General features: G+C 40.6%; 13 protein-coding genes and 1 tRNA gene. 7 read left to right on the forward strand and 7 right to left on the reverse strand.

Translation table 11 applies throughout. The annotated features are described in order from the left end of the window. Positions 1-46: 46 nt before the first annotated feature. From HXT37_RS05260 to HXT37_RS05285, 6 genes are all read right to left on the reverse strand, one after another. Entirely contained in the window at positions 47-715 is a 669-nt protein-coding gene (locus HXT37_RS05260) for a regulatory protein RecX (RefSeq protein ID WP_102703180.1), read from the reverse strand. 31 nt (positions 716-746) lie between these two features. Continuing rightward, positions 747-1886: a recombinase RecA gene (gene recA / locus HXT37_RS05265; protein WP_076002941.1), complete on the reverse strand. Its 1140-nt coding sequence runs from the start codon at positions 1884-1886 to the stop codon at positions 747-749. Positions 1887-2091: 205 nt separating this feature from the next. Continuing rightward, positions 2092-2781 (reverse strand): CinA family protein, encoded by a 690-nt coding sequence (locus HXT37_RS05270; protein ID WP_076002942.1) that lies wholly within the window; start codon positions 2779-2781, stop codon positions 2092-2094. 111 nt (positions 2782-2892) lie between these two features. Next, positions 2893-3573 carry a CDP-diacylglycerol--glycerol-3-phosphate 3-phosphatidyltransferase gene (gene pgsA / locus HXT37_RS05275; RefSeq protein WP_165845962.1) on the reverse strand — a complete coding sequence of 227 codons (681 nt, stop codon included), beginning with the start codon at positions 3571-3573 and terminating at the stop codon, positions 2893-2895. Between the two features lie 81 nt (positions 3574-3654). Beyond that, entirely contained in the window at positions 3655-6354 is a 2700-nt protein-coding gene (locus HXT37_RS05280) for a DNA translocase FtsK (protein ID WP_076002944.1), read from the reverse strand. A gap of 147 nt (positions 6355-6501) precedes the next feature. Beyond that, a tRNA-His gene (locus HXT37_RS05285) sits at positions 6502-6577 on the reverse strand. A 140-nt stretch (positions 6578-6717) separates the two neighbouring features. Here HXT37_RS05285 and purT point away from each other — a divergent pair. The 6 genes from purT (at position 6718) to purD (ending at position 16900) form a co-directional block, all read left to right on the forward strand. Then, positions 6718-8001 carry a formate-dependent phosphoribosylglycinamide formyltransferase gene (gene purT, locus HXT37_RS05290; RefSeq protein ID WP_102155059.1) on the forward strand — a complete coding sequence of 428 codons (1284 nt, stop codon included), beginning with the start codon at positions 6718-6720 and terminating at the stop codon, positions 7999-8001. Between the two features lie 175 nt (positions 8002-8176). After that, positions 8177-8959, forward strand: a complete 783-nt coding sequence (gene purC / locus HXT37_RS05295) for a phosphoribosylaminoimidazolesuccinocarboxamide synthase (RefSeq protein WP_064621603.1) — start codon at positions 8177-8179, stop codon at positions 8957-8959. A 142-nt stretch (positions 8960-9101) separates the two neighbouring features. Next, positions 9102-12857 (forward strand): phosphoribosylformylglycinamidine synthase, encoded by a 3756-nt coding sequence (locus HXT37_RS05300; protein WP_116971114.1) that lies wholly within the window; start codon positions 9102-9104, stop codon positions 12855-12857. An 81-nt stretch (positions 12858-12938) separates the two neighbouring features. Continuing rightward, the gene (gene purF / locus HXT37_RS05305; protein WP_004105975.1) at positions 12939-14426 is read left to right on the forward strand and encodes an amidophosphoribosyltransferase; all 1488 of its coding nucleotides are present in this window, start codon (positions 12939-12941) and stop codon (positions 14424-14426) included. 96 nt (positions 14427-14522) lie between these two features. Further along, positions 14523-15557 carry a phosphoribosylformylglycinamidine cyclo-ligase gene (gene purM, locus HXT37_RS05310; RefSeq protein ID WP_421779375.1) on the forward strand — a complete coding sequence of 345 codons (1035 nt, stop codon included), beginning with the start codon at positions 14523-14525 and terminating at the stop codon, positions 15555-15557. Positions 15558-15628: 71 nt separating this feature from the next. Further along, entirely contained in the window at positions 15629-16900 is a 1272-nt protein-coding gene (gene purD, locus HXT37_RS05315) for a phosphoribosylamine--glycine ligase (protein WP_421779377.1), read from the forward strand. 115 nt (positions 16901-17015) lie between these two features. On the opposite strand, the gene HXT37_RS05320 is transcribed toward purD, so the two are convergent. Further along, entirely contained in the window at positions 17016-19085 is a 2070-nt protein-coding gene (locus HXT37_RS05320) for an LTA synthase family protein (protein WP_421779379.1), read from the reverse strand. A gap of 311 nt (positions 19086-19396) precedes the next feature. Between HXT37_RS05320 and HXT37_RS05325 the strand changes: the two genes are divergently transcribed. Continuing rightward, positions 19397-20776, forward strand: coding sequence for an alpha/beta hydrolase (locus HXT37_RS05325; RefSeq protein ID WP_421779380.1), 1380 nt, complete (start codon positions 19397-19399; stop codon positions 20774-20776). Position 20777: the final 1 nt, after the last annotated feature.

The following is a 20777-nucleotide window of genomic DNA, read 5'->3' on the forward strand; positions in this document are numbered from 1 at the left end:
AGCGAAAGAGGCTGGTTTACTTGTATAATCCAGCCTCTTTTACTATTCATTCGTTATTACTTTCGAATAAAGCTGCATACACTTCGTTAATAACGTTTAAATCATGACCTTTTCTTGCAGCTGCTGCGAAAAATCTTCGTCTTCGAACTAAAGGCTCAAGATTTCTCGTGCGCGAAGCTGTTTTGCGACCGAGTTCCCACGCTGCTTCAGTGAATACTCCAGAGTTTTGAGCAGAAGCTACGTTTTGTGAAATAACAGCAGGATCAACATTTTTACGCTGCAATTCCATTCGAGTAGCTCTAGCACCAAGAAGCCTCACTGCGCAAGAGCGAATCACCATTTGAGCGTATTGATTGTCATCAAGAAGATGCAATTCAAGCAAACGATGAATAACCGCGTCAACAGCAACTTCCGTGTAACCTTTTTCTTTAAGCCTTTTGCGCATGTTCATCACAGAGCGAGGAGCATAATCTAAAAGCCTTAAAGCAGCTTCCCTGCAATCATCTTCACTACTATTGCAAAGTTCGTCGCTTAAATCACTTACTTTAGCGTTTTTTACATACGGCATGTTTTTTGTATTATTTTTTGCGCTTAAAAGTACTGACTTATGCGATATTTTTTTGCGAGTATGTGTCACTACACTATTACTTTCGTCATTTTCTTCAGCACGCTCTACTGGATGATCGCGAAGAAAATTCTCTACACTAATAGGCATATTGCATTCGCTTTACACTGTAATCTTATTATTACTTCGATTCGGATGACTTTTGTGCAGAATTTTTAGCTACAGAATCATCATCGAATTGATCTAGTTCAGAATCTTCAGCGAATTGATCTTCAGGATGCATTAAACCTAACGAAGCTTTGACTTTTTCGCTAATTTCTTCAGTAATAGCTGGATTATCTTTCAAGAATTTACGGACGTTTTCACGACCTTGTCCAAGCTGCTCACCTTCATAAGTAAACCAAGAACCAGATTTCTTAATAACTTCAGCTTGCAGCCCCATATCGATAACAGAACCTTCAGTCGAGATACCTTCTCCGTAAAGAACATCAAACTCAGCAGTTTTGAAAGGCGGAGCCATTTTATTCTTGACAATCTTAACTTTAGTTCGGTTGCCAACAGCTTCTTCGCCCTCTTTAATAGTAGAAACTCTGCGAATATCCATACGCACAGACGCATAGAACTTCAAAGCTTTACCACCAGTGGTAGTTTCAGGATTACCGAAGAATACGCCAATTTTTTCACGAAGCTGATTAATAAAAATAGCAGTAGTGCCAGCTTGTGAAAGAGCACCAGTCATCTTACGCAACGCCTGACTCATTAAGCGAGCTTGTAAGCCCACATGACTATCTCCCATATCGCCATCGATTTCAGCTTTAGGAACTAATGCCGCTACAGAATCAACAACAATAACATCTAACGCACCAGAACGAATAAGCATATCAGCAATTTCCAATGCCTGCTCACCATTATCTGGCTGAGAAACAATAAGAGCATCCGTGTCTACTCCAAGCTTTCGCGCATAGACAGGATCCAACGCATGCTCAGCATCAATAAATGCCGCTACCCCACCATTTTTTTGAGCATTTGCAACAATATGCAAAGCAAGAGTTGTTTTACCAGAAGACTCAGGACCGTAGACTTCAACTATTCGCCCTCTAGGAACACCGCCAATCCCCAAAGCAGTGTCCAACGCTAATGAACCAGTAGGAATAACTTCTACATCTTGCATAGGTCTATCACCTAAGCGCATTGCAGAACCTTTTCCATATTGTCGTTCAACATTGGCTAAAGCAGTTTCTAACGCTGCTTGGCGACGTGGATCTGTTTTATCCGCATCAATAAGGCGATTAACACTGCCTTTACTTTTTGTTTGCGCCATGTATGCTACTCCTTTCGCATGCCGTTATGTATCGAACGACCTTAGTTCCATACTAGATTCAAGTACAAGCATTTTTGTGCAATGTGGATAAAACATTTAATCCAAGCACTTAAACACTTAACTCAGCTTAAATCATCTCGACAAACATAAGTATACTACATATGCGAACATTTGTTCGATAGCGCGTGTCTTGATTACACCCCAACTACTTACAATCTTCGACATAAGCAATCAAGTCATTGGCTATTCTCAATAACTGAAATACAGTAGATTCGCGAACTTCTTGACGACTGCCAGATAATCTCAATTCAAAAACAAAAGCAGCACTTGATGGCGCAATTTTAGTTACGCTTTGACTTTCGATTTGAGCAAAATCATAATCATAGACGTTACTCACACAGCCATTTTCAAGTTCTTTACGAGCTACATCTTTAACAGAATCCATAACATCACTAACTTGAGGCAAAAATATTCCAACATAAACTAAACCTGCTGGTTTATTACCATCAGGACCAGGACCTGCAACACCAGTTGTAGACAAGCCAATAATAGGAAAATTTGCACAACACTCACAATCTTCCTCATACGCCCATCCACTGCCACGATATATTTGAGCAGCTCCAATCGCCATTTGAAAAGCAACATCCTGGTAAACCGCGCCTTCAGATTGTAAAAGATTAGAATTTACGCCAAGAATTTTGGATTTAGCATGAATATCATAAGTGACAGCAGATCCACAAAAAACTCGTGACGCACCAGGAACAGAAACAAAAGCATCAGCCAAAAGCCCGCCAGTTAATGACTCTGCTGAAGCAATATGCATTCCTTTAATAAAACTTTTTTCCAATAGATTCGCAGCTAAAGAAACTGTATTAAAACCTGAAGAATTATTCATAATACGCTCGATATGATTGTAGCTTACGATTTTCCAAAACATAAACCCTTTAGGGATAATCTATGAAAAACCGTAAGCTACAAACAAGAAGTTTAACTCGTTATATTTTATTTACTTCACAGGAGACAAAGGCACTGCATTTTTTGCATCATCAACTTGAGATTCGCTATTTGAAGAACCCTCAAAGAAAGCACTATAGACATACAAAACTGCAGAATAGAAAGCAAAGCCCAAAGAAATACCAAGCAAGCCGAAAGCAACTGCATAGTAAGAAACCATCCAAGAAGGCAATGGATTAGCATGAAGAGTTGCAACAAGAGGTGCAATAATCATTGCAATACCAATCGACTGCGTAAGAGTCTTATATTTTCCTGCAGAGGATGCAGCAATTACCCTTCCACGAACATGAACAACATAAATTCGCACAAGAGTAATGGCAATTTCGCGAATCATGAACAAGATGGTTATCCACCAATAAATTTCGCCGAAAACAGAAGCAATAATAAGCGCAGCTAAAATAAGAATTTTATCCGCAATTGGATCAAGCAACTTACCTAATTCTGTAACCTTATGATATTTACGAGCCATCCACCCGTCAAGCTTATCCGTAGAAGCAGCTACAACAAACAGCACAAACGCAGCCCAACGCAACGAAACTGAATCAAAACCCCATATACCTGCTTTCAAATATAAAACAATAAAAACAAGCGAAAGCAAAATACGGATATAAGTCACAATATTCGGAGCATAATTCCAGCCAACAAAAAATGATGACTTAGCTTTTTTCTTCATACACATAACCTTCATTCTACTGCAAAGTAAAAACTTCTAGCACATCACACAACTTGGTACTGCACATAACAATACAATATCTTATAACGAATCTGACTCACCACGAATAAAAGCCAAAACTTTTGGCAAATCTTCCGGCTGAACCAAAACTTCGCGAGCTTTAGAACCTTCAGAAGGTCCCACTACTCCTCGAGATTCAAGCAAATCCATCAATCGACCTGCCTTTGCAAAGCCAACGCGCAACTTGCGCTGAAGCATTGAAGTAGAGCCAAATTGCGAGCTAACAACAAGCTCTGCAGCCTGAAGCAACTCATCCATATCGTCGCCAATATCGCTAGTTTTAAGCTTGCTTTGAGCTTGAGCATCAGCTTTTTGAGCCATTTGCTCAATATCTTCACGATACTTTGGCTTGCGCTGCGTGCGAACATACTCAACAGCCTTACGAATTTCAGATTCACTCACCCACGAACCCTGCACACGCTGAGGCTTAGCAGCACCCATTGGAAGGAACAAAGCGTCACCTTGACCAATCAAAGTTTCCGCACCAACAGTATCGAGAATAACCCTGGAATCCGTTGCAGATGAAGTAGCAAAAGCCAAGCGAGAAGGAATATTTGCTTTAATCAGGCCTGTTACAACATCAACAGATGGACGCTGAGTAGCGAGAACTAAATGCACACCTGCAGCTCGAGCAAGCTGAGTAATACGCTGAATAGAACTTTCCACATCGTTCTTAGCAACCATCATCAAATCAGCCATCTCATCTACAACCACAAGTAAATACGGGTATGGAGCAACTTTTCGCTCAGATCCAGCCGGAGCATGAACCTTTCCTTCACGAACAGCCTTGTTGAAATCTTTAACATGACGGAAACCAAAGAATTGCAAGTCATCGTAACGAGCATCCATCTCTTTAACAACCCATTCAAGAGCCTGCGCAGCCTTCTTAGGATCTGTAATAATCGGAGTAAGCAAATGCGGAATGCCAGCATAAGCAGAAAGCTCCACGCGCTTAGGATCGACCATAATCATGCGAACTTGTTCAGGAGTTGCTCTCATAATAATCGAAGTAAGCATTGAATTAATGAAACTCGACTTACCAGAACCAGTAGCACCAGCAACAAGCAAATGCGGCATTTTATCGAGAGCTGCCGTTACGAAATGACCTTCAACATCTTTTCCAACGCCTGTAAGCATAGGATTAGGGTCATTCATAGCTTTTTGCGAGCGCAGAACATCTCCCAAATGCACAATTTCGCGGTCGACGTTTGGAATTTCAATACCAATAGCAGACTTTCCTGGGATTGGCGACAAAATACGCACATCCGTACTAGCTACAGCGTATGCAATATTTTTTTGCAAATTCGTAACTTTTTCAACTTTTACACCAGGACCAAGCTCAACCTCGTACTGCGTAACAGATGGGCCTCTAAGGAATCCAATAACGTGAGCGTCAACGTCAAACTGTTCGAAAGTAGAAGTTAACGCGCGAATAACGTTATCGTTTGCTGGAGTTCTCGCAGCATGAGGCTTGCCATGAGCTAAAAGATTCAAATCAGGGAGCTTGTAAGGTTCAGAGGAAGAATCAAAAGAAGGCTCATTATTATTGCCAGCACCACTTTCACTGCCGGCAGCATTTTCATCATCTGAATCTTCTTGATCCCTGCGATATTGATCCATACGTTCAGCTGGAATACTTGACCACGGATCGCTTGCAGATAAAGAGGAATCACTCATAGGAGCTTTTGGCAATATTTCTTCAGGAACAGGCTTTGATGAAGATGAAACACTTCTAGGTGTAAGTCGACTCGAATTATTATCAGCATTTTCAAATTGAGAATTATTTGCAGCATTATTGTCTGAAGAGCTGCTCACAGTTCTTGCTTTACGAGGTTCAACTCTTTCAGGATTATCTGCACTATTACCGTGAGAAGCAGCATGCGAAAATGCGTCATCTCCAGCATATTCGTCAAGCAATTCCCCATTATTATTGCTGTTTTTACGCTTAAAGAATGATTTAAACAGTTTCAATACAGAAGACATTTGAGAAGATCCGCTATTATTTTTAGACGATTCTTCATTGTGAGTTGGCACGCCATCTGCAAATTCCAAAGAATTGGTTTTGCTTTCAGAATTATCTTCTTCAGAGTTTCCTAAATCTTCAGAAGACTTTTTACTGTTATATTTAGCAAAAATAGTAACAACACTTTGAGCTATATCAGTTACATGAAGGTGAGCAATCATTAATATCGAAAAAATAGCAGCTACTACAAAAATAATAATTGCAAAAATACGAGAAAGACCCCACGATAGCGGAGATCCGAGCACAAATCCTAATAACCCACCTGACTTCTGTACAGTGTCTAAATTAAACGCTTTTCCGCGAGGTGCAGAAGAAATATCAAGAATTGAGCAAACAGACAACAATAGAATAATAAATCCGCTAATAACACGAGGATTACCAGAGCCAGCTCCACTGTTACGCATCAACCTAAAAGCAACAACGCTTAACCACACAGGCAGAACAACGCTCATAATTCCAAGCAAACTAGAAGACACAAAATGGAGACCTACTCCAATAAATCCACTAACTCTAAACCATTCTGATGCGCAGAACAAAATCGCAAGAACAAGCATAACGAAGCACAAACCATCCCTGCGATATGCCTCATCGTATTCTCCAACACCAAAAAACGAGCGCACTAACTTTCCTAAAGTTCTAGGCACAAACAGGAGAATTGTCTCCCACAATGGTTCACTAGGTGAAGCCTTACCAGCCATAAATACTCCTTCTGTGCATTACTTCATTGCGCACGCACAATTTAAGTCGGGAAACACCCTAACCATATCAGTTTACCCTATGTACTGTTTGGCTTGAAGGGTTACAAAACTAACAAAAAACGGCTGGTCAATTACCAGCCGTTTAAGTGGGGTGGCTAACGCGGCTTGAACGCGCGACCTTCTGAACCACAATCAGATGCTCTACCGACTGAGCTATAGCCACCATGCGCGTGAAAACATACATAATCACACAACAAAGGGATATTATACACGATTTTCTAGATTTCCGCCAGAGCAACACACTTCGGCGCGTCGTAGTAACAACATCAATTATTCGACAATGGCAAATGCAACAATGGGTGTATGAGTTTTTCTGAGCAAAATCAGCGCATTTTTGGCGTAACTGCAAATAGCAACAACACGACAGCACTTCTTCTTGGCTCAGGCGAGCTTGGTAAGGAAATTGCGATTGAGCTTATGCGATTAGGCGTGCTAGTATGCGCTGCCGATAGCTACAAAAACGCTCCTGCAATGCAAATAGCTCACGAATACCACGTGCTAGATATGTCGAATCCGCAAGAATTGCAAGAACTTATTTCCAATGTGAATCCTGACATTATTATTCCAGAAGTTGAAGCTATTGCTACTGAAGTTTTGAAAGATGCTGCTAAAAAGAATATTCAAGTCGTTCCTAGCTCAGATATTGCCGCGATTGCAATGGATCGCGAGCGCTTGCGTAGAATTGCGCACGAAGATTTAGGACTGCCTACTACACCGTATTGTTTCGCTTCATCTTATGAAGAGTTAGAGGATGGAGCTAAAAAAGTTGGCTATCCTTGTGTAGTTAAACCTGTTATGAGCTCTTCTGGTCATGGTCAGTCAATAGTTCGTAGTTCTGAAAATTTGCTCGCAGCTTGGAATGAAGCTCAGCATGGCAGGCGTGCAGCAGCTGAGCATGAAAATGAGTGTTCACGCGTTATTGTTGAAGCTTTAGCTCCGCTTGATTATGAGCTTACAGTACTTACAATAAGCTCTTGCGCAGGAATTACTACTTGTGAGCCGATCGCTCAGTGTCAGCAAGACGGAGACTATAGAGAATCTTGGCAGCCTGCAAATATTCCTGAATCGATCCGCACTAATGCGAAAGATATTGCAAAGCGTGCTGTAGAAAGTTTGACTGATATTGCGCAAGAAGCTGGCGAAACAGGTTGGGGCATTTATGGAGTCGAACTATTTGTATTAAAAGATGGCTCACTGTTATTTAACGAGCTTTCACCTCGCCCACACGATACTGGCATGGTAACTATGATTTCACAGCACTACAGTGAATTCGCATTACACGCATTGGCTATTTTGGGAGTCCCAATTACAGCTAACTATACTGAACTTTCTTTGAAAAATAATGAAGTTGCAGCAAGTCACGCCATTGTTATTAAAGCGGAAGGATCTGTTGGTTTTACGAATATTGCTCAAGCTTTGCAATCTGGCGAAAATCATCGATGCAACTTGCGTATTTTTGCTAAGCCTTCTGTACATGGTCACAGACGAATGGCAGTTTCTTTAGCTACTGGATTAACGCAGGAAGAAGCTAGAGAAAATGCGACACGCATCGCTATGTCGCTAAAAACTATACAAACGAATGCTTAGATACATTGAAAATTAAGGCATAAGAGTTAAAAAAGATAATAATTTACAGTATGTACGAAGGGAAATTTTGTAGGTAACAATTGTTACGCTAATCGTGCTGGCAAAGGTCAGGTAAACCTACAAATATTGTTGGTTTGCGCCTACAACTGTGAATGCACATAAGAGAGGGCATATCATGGAAAAACTTGAGAAGTTGTACGAAGGCAAAGCCAAAAAACTGTATGCTACCGATGACACCAATGTGCTATGGGTTGAATACATGAACCAGGCAACAGCTGGTAACGGTCTGAAGAAAGCTCAGATTGCAGGTAAAGGCAGTTTAAATAACCGGATTACTTCGTTACTATTCCATTTACTTGAGGCGCGCGGCGTAAAAAGCCACTTCCTCGGACGAATTTCCGATACTGAACAACTTGTAAAGCGTATGCGCATGTTCCCACTGGAAATTATTATGCGAAATACTGCTGCAGGTTCTTTTGCAAAACGTTATAACGTTAAAGAAGGAACACCTTTAAAGAAGCCATTGTTGGAGTTCTGCGTAAAGTCCGACGAGCTTGGTGATCCATTTATCAATCCAGAAGGCGTTGTGGCTCTTGGATTAGCAACAGATGAAGAAATGACGGAAGTCACTCGTCAAGCTCATGCTGTTAACAATGCTTTGTTGGATATTTTCTCCAAGATTGATGTTCAGCTTGTTGACTTCAAGATTGAAGAGGGCGTAGACGCGCAAGGTAATATTCTTCTCGCTGATGAAATAACTCCTGATACTTGCAGACTTTGGGATAAGCGCAATGCTGGTACGAATGAGGTAAGCCATTTGGACAAGGACTTGTTCAGACGCGATTTAGGCGACATCATTCCTGCTTATGAAGAGATTTACGATAGGCTTGCATCTTTAGCTCAAAGCGAAGGCTTGGATGTCTCTGTGCGCAAACCTGACGATTGCGTAGAACGATAATGATTGTTGTGGCTCGTACCTTTAGGGGTGCGAGCCACATGCATTCTTAATGTGATTTTGAATAATTTAATATTTATAATTTAAAACCAATACAACAATAAACACTGCATTCATACCGCACATTCAACAAGGTAGGTTTCTCGTGGTATTTCGCGTATATGTGGAAAAACGCACTGGTTTTGACGTTCAAGCGCAACAGCTTTTACATGAGCTTAGGGAGATTCTTGGCATAAGCGCGATTACTTCCGCAAGAATTATTAACCGTTATGACGTTGAAGGTATCAGCAAAGATTTATTCGACAATGCTGTGCAAACAGTATTAAGCGAACCTCCAGTTGATAATACTTACGATTACTTGCCTATTGAAACCGACGAGCACGTATTTGCTGTAGAATTTTTGCCTGGTCAATTCGATCAGCGTGCGCAATCTGCTAGCGAATGCATTCAACTTATTAGTCAAGGCGAACGTCCAACAGTGCGCACTGCTAGAGTAATCGCTTTAAAAGGTGATCTTGACGAAAAAGCACTAAACGATATTAAACACTACGTTATTAATCCTGTTGAAGCGCGAGAAGCTTCACTTGATGAGGTAAAAAGTTTACAGCGAGAAGCAGTTGTACCATCTGATGTAGAAGTAATTAGCTCATTTAACGATTTAGACGAAGCTGGATTACAAGACTTTATTAATACTCGCGGTTTGGCAATGGATTTGGCTGACGCAAAGTTCTGCCAGAAATATTTCTGTGAAGAACATAGAAATCCTACTATTACAGAAATTCGCGTTATTGATACGTACTGGTCCGACCACTGCCGTCACACGACTTTTGGCACCGAGCTTACAGATATTTCTATTGACGATAACACTGTTCAAGAAGCGTTTAGCCGTTATCTTGATTTGCGAAAAGAACTAAATCGCGAAAATAAGCCTGTTTGCCTTATGGATATGGCAACTATTGGCGCAAAATACTTAAAGCATACTGGCGAGCTTAAAAATTTGGACGAGTCAGAAGAAATCAACGCTTGCACAGTAAAAGTTAAAGTGGACGTAAACGGTCACGACGAAGATTGGCTATTCCTGTTTAAAAACGAAACACATAATCATCCTACAGAGATTGAGCCTTTCGGTGGAGCTGCAACGTGCATTGGTGGCTGCATCCGCGATCCTCTTTCTGGACGCTCTTACGTGTATCAAGCAATGCGCGTAACTGGTGCTGCAGATCCACGCACGCCTATTAGCGAGACTTTAAACGGTAAGCTTCCACAGCGAAAAATCGTAACTTCTGCCGCCGCAGGATACTCTTCTTACGGAAATCAAATTGGTTTAGCTACTGGCGAAGTGCATGAACTTTATCATCCGGGTTATGTTGCAAAACGTATGGAGGTTGGTGCGGTTGTTGCCGCTACCCCAGCCGACCATGTGCGCAGAGAAACTCCAGCTCCTGGCGATGTGATTATTCTTCTTGGTGGACGCACTGGCAGAGATGGCATTGGTGGTGCTACCGGCGCTTCTAAAGCTCAAGATGTTGAAAGTATTGAAGAGTGCGGAGCTGAAGTTCAAAAAGGTAATGCTCCTATTGAGCGAAAACTCCAACGACTTTTCCGACGCAAGGATGCTTGCCAACTTATTAAGCGTTGCAACGATTTTGGCGCTGGCGGCGTTTCTGTCGCAACTGGCGAAATTGCCGACGGCTTAACTATTAATCTCGACAAAGTTTCTAAAAAGTATGAAGGTCTCGATGGCACTGAGCTTGCTATTTCTGAATCTCAAGAGCGCATGGCTGTCGACGTTGCGTCAAGTGATGCTGAAGAATTTTTGAAGTATGCTCGTGAAGAAAATCTTGAAGCAGAAATAATAGCGACTGTTACTGAAGAAGCGCGAATGCGAATGACTTGGCGTGGAAAAACCATTGTTGACTTAAGCAGAGCATTCTTAGCTTCTAATGGCGCTCCAAAACAGCAGATACTGCATATTGAAAGTGGAGAATCTTACGAAACTCCATGGCAGAATCAGTCAAATTTGCCGTTAGAAAAGCGCATGCATAACTTAGTTTCGGATATTAATATTGCTTCAAATAAAGGCTTATCTGAACGATTTGATTCTACTATTGGCGCTGCTACTGTGCTTATGCCTTTTGGCGGTCGCCGTCAGCTTACTCCTGCTCAAGCTATGGTTGCTAAATTCCCAGTATTTGGCGAAACAAACACAGCTTCCGCAATGGCTTGGGGCTTTAATCCGTATTTAATGGAAAAAAACCAATTCACTGGTGCCTATGTTGCTGTTGTTGAATCATTGGCAAAGCTAGCAGCTAGCGGTTTCACGCGCGAACGTGCTTACTTGAGTTTGCAAGAATATTTTGGCAAGCCTCACGATATTCCAGAGCGTTGGGGAAAGCCAGCTGCAGCAGTTCTTGGTGCTTTAAGTGCACAGCTTGATTTTGGAGTTGGTGCTATTGGCGGCAAAGATTCTATGAGCGGCAGTTTTGAGAATCTGGATGTGCCACCAACTTTGATTTCGTTTGCTGTTTCTACCGGAGACGCACGTTTAACTGTTTCACCTGAATTTAAGGGTGTAAATCATAAAGTTATACGTATTGCTCCAAAGTATAAATCCGACGGAATCACTCCAGAAAAAGAAAGCTTCCTGAAAGCACTAGAAATTGTAGAAAATATTACGAAAAACAAGCAAGCTCTTGCTATATCTACTCCTGGCTACGGTGCTAGCGCAGAAAGCTTATTCAAAATGACGCTTGGAAATCATATTGGTCTTAAATTATTCAACAATTTAAGCGACGATGATTTATTTAAGCCAGCATATGGAAGCTTCTACGTTGAACTCAAGGAAGACGCTGAAGTTCCATCTTTAGCTAATACAAGCTTGGTTGACGTTGAGATTGTTGGCGAAACAACTGAAAATTACGCAATTACTTCATCAAATAGCGAAGAAATTGATTTAAGTGATTTGCAAAAGGTTTGGGAAAGCGAACTTTCCTCAATCTTCCCGTACAAAAAGCCTGGCGAGATTGTAGAAACTATTAATAACAAAACTAATGTTTCTACTACAAATCACATGCACATAGGAAAACTAAAGCCGCTTTCGCATCCTCGCGTTATTATCCCGGTTTTCCCTGGAAATAATTGCGAATACGATACGCAAGCTGCTTTTGAAAAAGCTGGAGCAGACGCTCATACGCTTATTATTAATAATTTAAGCGCAAAAGATATTGCACAATCAGCTGAGAAATTGGTTGAAGAGATTAAAAAGAGTCAAATTGTAATGATTCCGGGAGGCTTCTCCGGAGGCGATGAGCCGGACGGTTCTGCGAAATTCATTACAGCATTCTTTAGGAATCCAGCAGTAACAGACGCAGTTCGTGACTTGCTTAATAATCGTGACGGTTTAATGCTTGGAATTTGCAATGGCTTCCAAGCGCTTATTAAGCTGGGCTTGGTTCCTTTTGGAGATATTGTTCCTATGGATTCTAACTGCCCAACTCTTACCTACAACACTATTGGCAGACACCAAAGTAGGATTGTTCGCACTAGAGTTGCTTCAAATCTTTCACCATGGTTAGCAAATACGCAAGTTGGAGACATGCATACTGTTGCAATTTCTCATGGAGAAGGTCGCTTTATTGCTACTAACGAAGTTATGGAAAAGCTTATTAAAAACGGTCAAATAGCTACACAATATGTTGACAGCAATGGCGTACCAAGTATGAGCTTAAACGTAAATCCTAACGGCTCAATGATGTCAGTAGAAGGTATTACAAGCCCAGACGGTCGAGTTTTTGGAAAAATGGGACATTGCGAGCGCGCAGGTCGTGACTTGTATGTCAATATTCCTGATTTCCATGAGCAACCATTGTTTGAAGCTGGCGTTGAATATTTCACTGCATGAGCTTTAGTTTACAGTTGCAAAACTTGTATCAAAATAACTACAAATTCGACGATTACAATCATCGATTATTAGGGGGTATGAATGTCTGCAGAACTTGAAGATATTCACGAAGAATGCGGCGTATTTGGTGTGTGGGGTCATCAAGATGCAGCTAGGCTGACATATTTTGGACTTCATGCGCTACAGCATCGAGGACAAGAAGGTGCCGGCATTGTATCTAACGACAATGGCAAACTGCATGGGTATCGCGGATTGGGATTGCTAACTCAAGTATTTAGCAATGAACAAGTTATGGATCGTCTTACTGGAAACAGGGCTATCGGTCACGTGCGATATGCTACTGCAGGTTCTGGAAGCGTTGATAACATTCAGCCTTTCCTATTCCGTTTCCACGATGGAGACGTAGCTCTTGCTCATAACGGAAATTTGACAAATTGCACTAGCCTACGTAATTCCTTGGAAGATAAAGGCTCAATATTCCACTCAAATTCTGATACTGAAATATTGATGCATTTGATTCGCCACTCCAGTAAAGCAACTTTTATGGATCGCCTAAAAGAAGCTTTACAAACTGTTCATGGCGGTTTTGCTTACTTATTACTTACTCAAGATGCACTAATCGGAGCGACTGATCCAAATGGTTTCCGCCCTCTTTCGCTTGGTCGTATGAAGAACGGCGCATACGTGCTCGCTTCTGAAACTTGTGCGCTTGATATTGTGCGAGCAGAGTTTATTCGCGATATTGAGCCTGGCGAAATCATTGTTATTAATGACGATGGCTACACTATTGAGCAATATACGAAGCATGTACAGCATGCAGTATGCTCAATGGAATTTATTTATTTCGCTCGCCCAGATTCTAATATTTACGGTATTAATGTTCATTCTGTGCGAAAGCGTATGGGTGCGCGTTTGGCTAAAGAATCTCCTGTTGAAGCAGATATGGTTATTGGAGTACCTAATTCTTCACTTTCTGCTGCTGCAGGATACGCTGAAACAAGCGGAATTCCAAACGAAATGGGATTGATTAAAAACCAATATGTTGCACGCACTTTTATTCAACCGACACAAGAATTACGCGAGCAAGGCGTTCGTATGAAACTTTCTGCTGTTCGTGGTGTGGTTGCAGGAAAACGCGTTATCGTTATTGACGATTCGATTGTTCGCGGAACTACTTCTAAGCGCATTGTGCAATTGCTTCGAGAAGCTGGCGCTAAAGAAGTGCATATGCGTATTTCTTCCCCTCCGCTTAAATATCCTTGCTTCTACGGTATCGATATTCAAACTACGAAGGAACTTATTGCAGCAAAGCATTCAGTTGAAGAAATTCGCGAGTATATCGATGCTGATTCCTTAGCATTTTTGTCTTTAGATGGATTAGTCGAGTCGATTGGATTAAAAAAGCCTGCTCCTTATGGCGGTTTGTGCGTTGCTTACTTTAATGGCGACTACCCTACTGCACTAGACGATTATGGCGAAGAATTCTTGGCTTCCCTTACTCCTGAAGAACGCGAACATTTGCAAGAAGTAAGGAAGCACAGTAAATATTCACACGAAAATCTTATATAACTTAATAACTTGATTATTTATTAATTAAATTGTTCATTGCAATTTATAAATAAAACTTAAGAAAATACTTATAACATTGTTACGAAAGGAACCAATATGCCACACGCATATGAAGAAGCTGGCGTAAGCGTAGAAGCAGGATACGAAGTAGTACGTCGTATTAAATCTCATGTAAATCGCACAAAGCGCCCAGGCGTTGTAGGTGGCATTGGCGGATTTGGCGGCTTATTTGATTTGGCATCTCTTGGTTACAAAGAGCCAGTGCTGATTTCTGGCACGGATGGCGTTGGAACCAAGCTTGTGATTGCAAAAATGATGAATAAGCATAACACTATTGGCATTGATTGCGTTGCAATGTGCGTAAACGATATTGCAGCTCAAGGTGCCGAGCCGCTTTTCTTCCTCGATTATATTGCATGCGGAAAAAACAATCCTGAAATACTTGAGCAGGTAGTTTCAGGCGTTGCAGATGGTTGCGTGCAATCTGAAGCAGGTTTAATTGGCGGCGAAACTGCTGAAATGCCTGGAATGTATGACGAAGACGAGTACGATCTTGCAGGTTTTGCAGTAGGCGTTGCAGAACGTTCGAATATTGTTGACGGCTCCACTATTACTGCCGGCGACGTGCTTATCGGACTTCCTTCTTCAGGAGTTCATTCAAATGGATTCTCTCTTGTTCGCAAAGCTTTGTTTGAAGAAGCAGGTTTTAGCGTTGACACCAAGCTAGATGAGCTTGGCGGCAAGACACTTGGCGAAGTTCTTCTTGAACCTACTCGAATCTACGTAAAAGCTTTAAAGCCACTTTTTGCAGAACATCTTATTAAGGGAGTTGCTCATATTACAGGCGGCGGATTTATTGAAAATGTTCCACGCATGTACGCAGATGATTTGGCTGCAAAAATTGATACCACTAGCTGGAGCGTTCCACCTATTTTTGGAGTTATTGAAAAAGCTGGAAAAGTTGCTCACGCTGAAATGTTCAACGTTTTTAATATGGGTATTGGCATGGTTTTGGCAGTTGACGAAAACAAAGCAGACGAGGCAATGCGAATACTAGACGAGCATAACGAAACAGCTTATATTATTGGCAAAATGGCTAAGCGCGAAAACGTTGCAGTCGAATTGTTGTAATCCACAAAACAGCAAAATATAAAGCTGCAAAACAGTAGACAGCGAAATCTTAAAGCAATAAAGGATTAAAAATGAAAGTTTTAGTAGTTGGTTCTGGCGCTCGCGAACACGCTATTGCACACGCGCTACTTAAAGGAGAAAGCGTTGAAGAAGTAACTGTTGCTCCTGGAAATCCTGGTATTGCAGCAGATGGCATTCAAACTGCAAACATAAGTCAATCAGATCATGACGCTCTTATTAAGTTCGTTAAAGACAATAACTACGATTTTGCGTTCATTGGTCCTGAAGTTCCCCTTATGAATGGCATTGTTGACGATTTTGAAGCGCATGGAATTGCCGCTTTTGGTCCAAACAAAGCCGCAGCTCAAATTGAAGGCTCTAAAGATTTCGCAAAAAAGCTTATGGCTCGTCACAACGTTCCAACTGCCTCCTACAAAACATTTGACGCTTTGGAGCCGGCACGCGCATACGTTCTTGAGCATGGTGCTCCAATTGTTATTAAAGCGGATGGTTTGGCTGCTGGAAAAGGCGTTACTGTTGCTATGGATGAGCAAACAGCAATTGATGCTTTGGATGATATCTTCGTAGATCATCGTTTTGGTCAAGCTGGAGCAAAAGTTGTTATTGAAGAATTTTTGCAAGGTCAAGAGTTTTCGCTTATGAGTTTTGTAAGCGGAACTGATTTTTGGGTTATGCCTATTTCTCAAGATCACAAGCGTGCTTATGACGGAGACAAAGGACCAAATACTGGAGGCATGGGAGCTTATAGCCCTGTGCCGCAAATTAGCGACGAAACAGTTCAGCGTGCTATCGACGAAATTGTGCGCCCAACTGTTGAAGGACTAGCTAAAGAGGGTACGCCTTTTACTGGCGTGCTTTATGCTGGCTTAATTGATACAGCAACAGGTCCTAAAGTTATTGAGTTTAATGCTCGTTTTGGAGACCCAGAAACAGAAGTTGTGCTTCCTCGCCTTACTTCAGATTTTGGTGCAGCTATATGGAATATTTTGCGACATAAAAGCCCAACTTTTACTTGGAAAAATAACGGTGTTACGCTCGGCGTAATTATTGCAAGCGAAGGCTACCCTGGCACTTTAGTTACCGGAACTCCCTTTCCTCAAATTCCTGTTGACGAAAATCAAGGTCAGCACGTGTATTATGCAGGAGTAAAAAGCGATGAAGAAAGCGGCAAACTTCTTACTTCTTCAGGTAGAGTAGCTCTTGTGCAAGTGCATGGAGATGACGTAAAAGACGCTCAAAACAACGTCTACAGCATATTAAATAAGCTTAATCTTCCACACATGTTCTTTAGACATGATATCGCATCTAAAGCCTTAAAATAGTTTGTTAATTGATATAGTTTTCATTAACAAATTGCAAATCAATAAGCCCCTCGCTATTTGAAACATACTATGTATCAAATACAAACGAGGGGCATTGTAATAATCAAACTAGCTTTTAGCGCGGTAATTTCAGAAAATCAGTATTACGCAAATAATGCTTTCCAGCAGTAATATCGTATTGTATTAAGCGATAGTCATGAAGAAGTTGACGTGACTTCTTATCCATCTTAGACAAAATCATAGGATTACCATCGTTATCCAAATAAATTGATTGTCCCTCAGGAATTCTATCCCAGCCTTGAATAGTATTTACAACAGGAGGCTCCATAGCGCTCACATGCTCATGTAAACAAGTTAAGAAAGCAAGATACGGAGAAACTTTAGCGTTCATATGTAAAGCAGCCTGAGAAATAAAGAAGTTAGGCGAAGAATACTTATTAGTATGATCTACATCTTTATTTGTATTAGAATGCTCTACATTTTTGTTTGAAGATTTTTTCTCACTACGCTCTTTACGCTCCAAAGCAACCTTATTTGACCAAATAAAATAATCAGTCAAATGCAAAGACAATGAATTCTTTTCATCTGAACTTGCAGTGCCGTAAATTCCTGGCAAATGGTCACCATAAAACATAACAGTAATAGGCTTATTTAGTTTATCTAAACTCTTCAAAAACGCTTGTGTTGCCTCATCAGTGTGTTGCACACCCTTAGCATACGTTTCAATAGAAGTTTTTTCATCATCACCAAGATCAGCAGCACCATCTTTAGGAGACGCTTCGAATTCATTATTCGCATACCAATCCCTATAAGGCATATGGTTTTGCATAGTAACAATTTGTACGAACCTAGGTTGCTTATGCTCTTTAATCTTTTCTAACGCACTCTTATATGCTGATGCGTCAGAAACATACGGTGATTTATCTATAACATCACGGTGAGCAATAACATCAGGTCCTTGCAATGCGTAAAACTTACTAAATCCAAACTTTTTGTAATTAGTAGCGCGCAAATACATGCTCGGCTCATACGGGTGGAAAGCTATAGATTTAATAGAATTACGAGAATCATCCCAATATTGATTAATAGTTGGAGACCATTGAGCATTAGGAACCAACTGCTGATACGGGCTAGTCATTGAAGGATCAAAATTAGCCATGCTCAAACCAGTTAAAGACATGTACTCTAGATTTGCAGTACCGCCACCATAACCAGAAGAAAGCATCAAACCACTATCCGTATGCTTCTTTAAATTGCTAATAAATGGTATTGGATTCTTGTTCAACTTCAAACCAGGAACACGAGTAGGATCAGAGAACGATTCAGACAAGATAAGAATAAAAGTATTATCGTTCATATTTGTTGTACGAGAACGATTTATACGTTTAGCTTCATCGTTATAACGCTTGTATACAGCCTTCATAGTTTCTTCACTGTAATCAGCCGGTTTATCCATAATTTTAGGATTTACATTACGCAAAAATGCCACAATAGCACCATTGCGTTGAGCGTCATAAACAGAATCCCACATAGCAGGACTGTCACCAAGCATTTTAGAAAAAACATTAGCCGAAGAGTCAACTGTGCCAACGCCGCCAATATACCAGCTTAAATTCCCTATTAAAATCAACGCAATTGCAACACGAATACCAGCAGAATAACGCCAATCTTTAAAACGCACAATCTTTCCATGATTTGTATCAAATATGTGTAAGCAAACAGTTGTAACTAAAAGCAAAATAAAAACGCCTAAAGCAACACCAATGACCATAGGAGCATTATCTGGCAAAAATGAAGCGACATTACCAGTGTTACTTTTTAAAAAGTTTAAGTCCGCAGGAAGAATAGTTTCATAACGAACATTTACTTTCATATATTCAATAACAGCAATAAGCAATGAAACACTTAGAACTATCGCACTTGATATCCAAAATCGGTTACTAATCAAAAGAATTAAACCGTATATCATCGCAACAACGAGCGCACTAAGAACAATAACAAAATTAAGCTCTCTCCAAGTTTTAGTTATTAATCCCCAACGTCCACCAGACATTGCAGAAGTCATCTCAACTCTTCCAGCGCGCTGCACACCCATTTGCACAATAATTACCGACATGCCGTCAATAACAAAGAAAAGAAATGCATACAGCCAATACGGAACTTTCAAGCGCAAAAATGACTTCATACTATCCTCAATAAATCACACACGTACTAATTATTACTAATAATGTGCAAGTCTACTTATTGCTATCGTCATAAATTTTTAACAATGCATTGAAACAAGAAAAAAATAGCAATTTTAATACTTAGGACTGATTACAATATATGTTTCGATATTTATTATTTAAATAGAATAAATAATAAAAAATAAAACAAATATTGAGGAAAATTTCAGATACTAGCATTACATTACTAGGTTGGGCAATTACTGTGCGTATATGTCGCTTAGATTAGTAACTGGTACGCAAATTAGACTAGAAAGTATAGGAGTCAAACATGCTGCAATTGGCAAAAGTGAGTCTTTTGCAAGGATGGCTACCAGTAAGCCTTTTTAGCGTAAATGGTATTTCTTTAGTCTTGTTGCTTTTTATGAAAACAAAACGCGGCAAGAAAATGTTCCACTTACTAATACAACTTGCAATAGGTGTCATAACATTTTTTGTCGGTGGAATAATTGCTTGGCTTATTTCTGACGTGTTTCTTGTATTCGAAGTAAGTCTTGGATGGCTCGTTATTTTTTCTATTGCATGCGGCTTCGGGCTTATAGGTTTTGCAGCAACAGCATTTGTTTTCTTACACAAATGGAGAAAACTAGTTGCAGTAATAGCTATTATCTTGACGTTAGCAAGCACAGCTCTTCATGTAGACATGATTTATGGGGAATACACGACAATAGGTTCAATATTTGGAATGGGCGGTTTTCCAAAACTAGAAGTTAATAAGCAAAAATCCGCATCCTCTAGTATTAAACAATGGAGAGAGTTAGCAGCACAACAAAAACTGCCAAAACTGCCTAAAAAAGGTATTGTTCGTTCAGTTTATATCCCTAACACTGCTTCACATTTCAATGCCAGAATAGCAAACGTATACTTGCCACCTGCTGCACTTGTTAAAAAACCACCAAAACTGCCAGTTATGGTCATGTTTGCAGGACAACCTGGTAGCCCTAATCACTTTTTTGCAGCAAGCGATATTGCAAATACTTTAGACAATTACGCGAAAAATCACTACGGTCTTGCACCTATTGTTGTAGCCCCTGACCAAAATGGTGAATCTTCGCATAATTCTCTGTGTGCGGATACACATGTGTTCGGCAAAGCAGAAACATATTTAATTAATGATGTTCCTAAATGGATACGCAAACATTTGCCAGTAAGCAAAGATCCTAAAATGTGGCTTATGGGCGGCTTCTCACAAGGAGGCACTTGCTCAACGCAACTAGTTCCATCTCACCCTGATATATTTGGAAACATTTTTTCTGCCGGAGGGGAACTAGAACCAACATATAAGAATCGCCAAGAAACAATTAATCATTATTTCAATGGAAACACATCAGAATATGAGCGACATATACCTAGAGTGATAATGCGTAAAAATGCTCCTTTGAAACAAAATTATTACGCTATTGCGGGCTCATGGGATACTAAATCTCAAGCGAATCAGGCAACCATCGCACTAAGCGCACATCGCGCTGGAATGAATGTTATAACCATGCTTTCTCAAGGCAATGGTCATGATTGGCACACAGTAAAAGCTGGATTAAAAATAGCAATTGATCAATTCTGCAAAAAAACAGGTATTTCAAGCACTGCACCAAAACTTAATACCTACCAAAATGTACAAATTCTTATCAACCAGCAAGTGAATCGAGACTAAT

This window comes from Gardnerella sp. DNF01151, from assembly GCF_049244235.1.
Taxonomy (GTDB): domain Bacteria; phylum Actinomycetota; class Actinomycetes; order Actinomycetales; family Bifidobacteriaceae; genus Bifidobacterium; species Bifidobacterium swidsinskii.

Bases quoted from the DNA above. Each gene is read 5' to 3' on its own strand.
- HXT37_RS05260 (WP_102703180.1), bottom strand. From the start codon at position 715: ATGCCTATTAGTGTAGAGAATTTTCTTCGCGATCATCCAGTAGAGCGT.
- HXT37_RS05325 (WP_421779380.1), top strand. From the start codon at position 19,397: ATGCTGCAATTGGCAAAAGTGAGTCTTTTGCAAGGATGGCTACCAGTA.
- purC (WP_064621603.1), top strand. From the start codon at position 8,177: ATGGAAAAACTTGAGAAGTTGTACGAAGGCAAAGCCAAAAAACTGTAT.
- HXT37_RS05270 (WP_076002942.1), bottom strand. From the start codon at position 2,781: ATGAATAATTCTTCAGGTTTTAATACAGTTTCTTTAGCTGCGAATCTA.
- pgsA (WP_165845962.1), bottom strand. From the start codon at position 3,573: ATGAAGAAAAAAGCTAAGTCATCATTTTTTGTTGGCTGGAATTATGCT.
- purD (WP_421779377.1), top strand. From the start codon at position 15,629: ATGAAAGTTTTAGTAGTTGGTTCTGGCGCTCGCGAACACGCTATTGCA.
- purM (WP_421779375.1), top strand. From the start codon at position 14,523: ATGCCACACGCATATGAAGAAGCTGGCGTAAGCGTAGAAGCAGGATAC.
- HXT37_RS05320 (WP_421779379.1), bottom strand. From the start codon at position 19,085: ATGAAGTCATTTTTGCGCTTGAAAGTTCCGTATTGGCTGTATGCATTT.
- purF (WP_004105975.1), top strand. From the start codon at position 12,939: ATGTCTGCAGAACTTGAAGATATTCACGAAGAATGCGGCGTATTTGGT.
- HXT37_RS05280 (WP_076002944.1), bottom strand. From the start codon at position 6,354: ATGGCTGGTAAGGCTTCACCTAGTGAACCATTGTGGGAGACAATTCTC.
- recA (WP_076002941.1), bottom strand. From the start codon at position 1,886: ATGGCGCAAACAAAAAGTAAAGGCAGTGTTAATCGCCTTATTGATGCG.
- purT (WP_102155059.1), top strand. From the start codon at position 6,718: ATGAGTTTTTCTGAGCAAAATCAGCGCATTTTTGGCGTAACTGCAAAT.